Origin of the sequence: Actinomyces sp. Z5 (genome assembly GCF_003287795.1) — a bacterium.
Taxonomy (GTDB): domain Bacteria; phylum Actinomycetota; class Actinomycetes; order Actinomycetales; family Actinomycetaceae; genus Actinomyces; species Actinomyces glycerinitolerans.
In genome coordinates this window covers 33,392-37,675 of the sequence record NZ_QMIN01000076.1, presented here as the reverse complement: position 1 = coordinate 37,675, position 4,284 = coordinate 33,392, and the positions used below count along the sequence as shown (strand labels likewise).

Annotated in this window: 3 protein-coding genes; all 3 read right to left on the bottom strand. The window is 71.7% G+C overall.

Features of this window, described 5'->3' with window-relative positions:
- Positions 1 to 54 precede the first annotated feature (54 nt).
- Positions 55 to 1,488, bottom strand: coding sequence for a 2-oxoglutarate dehydrogenase, E2 component, dihydrolipoamide succinyltransferase (gene sucB, locus DRB06_RS10745; RefSeq protein WP_258522236.1), 1,434 nt, complete (start codon positions 1,486 to 1,488; stop codon positions 55 to 57).
- 22 nt (positions 1,489 to 1,510) lie between these two features.
- The gene (gene lpdA, locus DRB06_RS10740) at positions 1,511 to 2,863 is read right to left on the bottom strand and encodes a dihydrolipoyl dehydrogenase (RefSeq protein ID WP_181575260.1); all 1,353 of its coding nucleotides are present in this window, start codon (positions 2,861 to 2,863) and stop codon (positions 1,511 to 1,513) included.
- A gap of 186 nt (positions 2,864 to 3,049) precedes the next feature.
- Positions 3,050 to 4,284: leucyl aminopeptidase (locus DRB06_RS10735; protein WP_111819937.1), on the bottom strand; the 1,235-nt coding region annotated here is incomplete at its 5' end.

Below are 4,284 nucleotides of genomic sequence, written 5' to 3'. Positions count from 1 at the left end.
GCCCGCACGCAACGCGTGCGGGCCCCGCGGCTGCCTTTGAGGGTGTCGGCTGTGCTACAGCCCCAGCTCACCGGCGAAGTCGCCGTCCTCCAGGCGCTTCTTGACGGTCATGAGGTACCGGGAGGCGTCCGCGCCGTCGACCAGTCGGTGGTCGTAGGACAGGGACAGGTAGCACACCGAGCGCACGGCAATTACCTCGTTGCCGTCGCCGTCCTTGACTACGCGGGGCTGGCGGGTGATGGCACCCAGGCCGAGGATGGCGACCTCGGGCGGGTTGACGATCGGGGTGTCGAACAGGGCGCCGCCGGAGCCGGTGTTGGTGATCGTGAAGGTCGCACCGGACAGCTCACCGGCGTCGACCCGGTTCTCGCGAGTACGCGCGGCCAGGTCGTTGATGCGCTTGGCCAGGCCCGGAATGTTCAGGTCGCCGGCGTGCTTGACCACGGGCACGTACAGCCCGCGCGGAGTGTCCACCGCGATGCCGATGTGCTCGACGTCGTGGTAGGTCACCTCGTCCTCCGCGATGGTCGCATTCAGCTTCGGGTGTGCCTTGAGCGCCTCCGTGGCGGCGGCCACGAAGAACGGCAGGTAGGTGAGCCTGGTGCCGTTGCGCGCCAGGAACTCGTCCTTGGCGCGAGCACGCAGGGCGGCGATGCGGGTCACATCCACCTCCACGACCGTGGTCAGCTGGGCGGAGGTCTGCAGCGATGTCATCATGCGGTCGCCGATCAGGCGGCGCAGGCGGCTCATCTTCTCAGTGCGGCCACGCAGCTCGGACTCGCCGGCCGACGGCGCGGGGCGGGTCGGGCTCGCCGCGGTGGGAGCGGCCGAAGACGCCGCCGGCTGCGGTGCGGAGACGGGTGCAGCAGGCTCGGCCTGCGGTGCCGGCGTGGCCTCGGCCTGTGGTGCAGGCGCGGCGGCCTCCGCCCGCGCCGCCGCCGCGGCCTCCACGTCCTGCTTGCGGATGCGTCCGCCGACGCCGGTGCCGGTGACGGTGGCCAGGTCGACGCCCCGCTCACGGGCGAGCTTGCGCACGATCGGAGTGACATAGCCGACCGACGGCGATGCGTCCGGGGCGGCGGGTGCCGTTGGAGCCGGTGCCGCGGCGGGCTCGGGTGTCGGCGCGGCGGGCTCGGGTGTCGGCGCGGCGGGCTCCTGCGGCGTCGAAGCGGCAGGCGCGGGCTCGGCGGGCGCGCCGCCGGCCTCGGCCGGATCGCCCACGATGGCCAGGACGGTGCCGACCTCGGCGTTCTCGTCCTCGGCGACGCGGATCTCCAGCAGGGTTCCGGAAACCGGGGAGGGGACCTCGGTGTCGACCTTGTCGGTGGCCACCTCCAGCAGGGGTTCACCGACCTCGATGGTGTCTCCCACGGACTTCAGCCAGGAGGAGACGGTTCCCTCGGTTACCGACTCGCCCAGGGCGGGCATCTTCACGGACTCAGCCATTAGAGCTTGCCTTCCTCGTTGGTTTGCTGATTGCCAGTTCAATTCGGGTGGAGCGAGTATGCGGTCAGCCGTGGTTGTGCAGCGGCTTGCCGGCCAGCGCCATGGCGGCCTCGCCGATGGTCTCGTTCTGGGTGGGGTGGGCGTGCACCAGGGCGGCGACGTCGTTGGCGTCGGCCTCCCACGACACGATCAACTGGCCCTCGCCGACCTGCTCACCCATGCGGGCGCCGATGGCGTGGAAGCCGAGGATGGGACCGTCCTTCAGGGACACCAGCTTCACGAAGCCCTGCGTGCCCAGGATCTGGGACTTGGCATTGCCGGCCACGTTGAACTGGCTGGTGACGATGTTCTCCGCGCCGTGCAACTCGGCGGCGCGCGCCTCGGACAGCCCCACGGAGGCGATCTGCGGCTCGCAGAAGGTCACCTTGGGCACCTTGACGTCGTCGACCGGCTCGGGATCCAGGCCCGCGATCCGCTCGGCGACGGCGATTCCCTGCGCGAAGCCGCGGTGAGCCAGCTGCACGCCGGGCACGATATCGCCCACGGCCCACACCCCGGGAACGTTCGTGCGCCCGTGCGGGTCGGTGAGCACAAAGCCGCGGTCCATGGCCACGCCCACCTCCTCAAAGCCCAGGTTGGCGGTGGCCGGGCCGCGGCCCACCGCGATCAGCAGCACCTCGGCCTCGGTGACGGCACCATCGGCGGTGCGCACCCGCACGCCGCTCTCCGTGCGTTCAACGGACTCGAAGCGGGTGCCGACGCGGAAGTTGATGCGCCGCTTGCGGAAGGCACGCTCGAGCTGCTTGGAGATCGCCTCGTCCTCGTTGGGAACCAGGTGCGGCAAGGCCTCGATGATGGTGACCTGGCTGCCCAGGGAGGCCCAGGCGGAGGCGAACTCCACCCCGATCACCCCGCCTCCCAGGATCACCGCGGACGCAGGCACGTGATCGAGTTCGAGGGCCTGCTCGCTGGTGATCACCGGCCCGGAGATCTCCTGCCCCATGGTCTTGGAGTAGGAGCCGGAGGCGAGAACCACGTTGCGGCCCCGGTAGTGCCGGCCAGCCACCTCGACCGCGTCCGGCGCGACCAGGCGGCCCCAGCCTCCCACCAGGTCGATGCCGCGGGAGGAGACCAGCCCCTGCAGCCCCTTGTACATGCGGGCGACGATGCTGTTCTTGTACTCCTGGACGGCGGGCATGTCGATGCCCTCCAGGGCCGCCCGGATGCCGACTGCGGAGGCCTCCCGAACCGCGTCCGCGGTCTCCGCCGCGTGCAGGATGGCCTTGGTGGGCACGCAGCCGCGGTGCAGGCAGGTGCCACCCACCTTGTCCGCCTCAACCAGTGCCACGCGCAGCCCGAGCTGGGCGCCGCGCAGCGCCGCCGCGTACCCGCCCGAGCCGCCCCCGAGCACCACCATGTCGTAAACGGCGTCTTGACCGGTTCCGGCCCCGTCGATCGCACCTGCTTGTGTCACGTGCATGCTTCCTTTCAAAGTCGGCCGTGAGCGGCGGTGTTGTTCGGCGGCCAGCGATGGCCGCGGTCCCGCGAATGGGGACGAGAGTCCCGGGTAGCCTACGGCATGGATCACCTGCACGGCGAGTGTTTACTCAGCTCGGTCGGTGCCCTGCCGCGCGCCCGTGATCCGGTCCTCCAGGAAGGCCAACAGCGTGGCGACGCCGAAGCCGGTCCCACCGGTGGGGGTCAGTCCCCAGGCGGACTTTTCGTTGTAGGCGGGCCCCGCAATATCCAGGTGCGCCCACGGGGTCCGGCCCACGAACTCGCGCAGGAACAGCCCCGCCACGAGCATGCCGCCGGCCCGGTTGCCGACGGCGGCATTGCGCAGATCTGCGAAGGGGGACTCCAGGTTGGCGCGCAGATACGCCGGCAACGGCATGGGCCAGAAGTCCTCCCCGGCGCGCTCGGCCGCGGCGATGACGCCGTCGCGCACCGATTCGCTACCCATCACCGCGGCGACGCGCTCGCCCAACGCCACGATCTGTGCGCCGGTCAGGGTCGCGACGTCCACCACGACGTCGGGCTCCTCGGCGACGGCGGCGGCCAGGGCATCGGCGAGCACCAGCCTGCCCTCGGCATCGGTGTTGGTCACCTCCACGGTGGTGCCGTCGAACGTGGTGACCACGTCGCCCGGGCGCTGGGCGGCCCCACCGGGAAGGTTCTCCGCCAGGGCGAGCCAGGCGGTCGTCTTGACCGGCAGCCCCAGCCGGGCCGCTGCCAGCGTTGCGGACAGCACGGTGGCCGCCCCGGCCATGTCCGACTTCATGGTGGGCATGGAGGTCGGTGGCTTCAGCGACAGGCCGCCGGAGTCGAAGGTGATGCCCTTGCCCACCAGGGCGACGTGCTCGGCGTCCTTGACTCGCGGCGTCCAGGCCACGCGGACCAGGCGGGGCGGATGCACCGCCCCCTGGCCGACTCCCGCAATTCCGCCGAAGCCGTCGGCCGCAAGGCGCTTGTCGTCATACACCTCAACCTCCAAGCGGCCGTCCTTACGGCCGGGCCCGGCCGCGGCGGCGGCTCGGCGGGCGTACTCGACGAAGGCGGTGGGGGTGAGTGAGGCGGGCGGGTCATTGACCAGGTCCCGGGTGGCGGCCACCGCCTCGGCCAGGACGCGGGCGCGCTGCAGCACCGGCGCCGCCCCATCCGCTGGGCTGCGGCGCAGCAGCGTGCGCGGCAGTGGGCCCAGCGGGGTCAGCACCGTGATCCGGGCCAGGGGTGCCGTCGGCTCCGGGATCCGCCGCGACCAGACGTAGGCGCCCTCCAACGCGCCCTCGGCTACTGCGGCCAGGCGCTCGGTGGTGTCCGCGGGTAGGGCGAAGACCG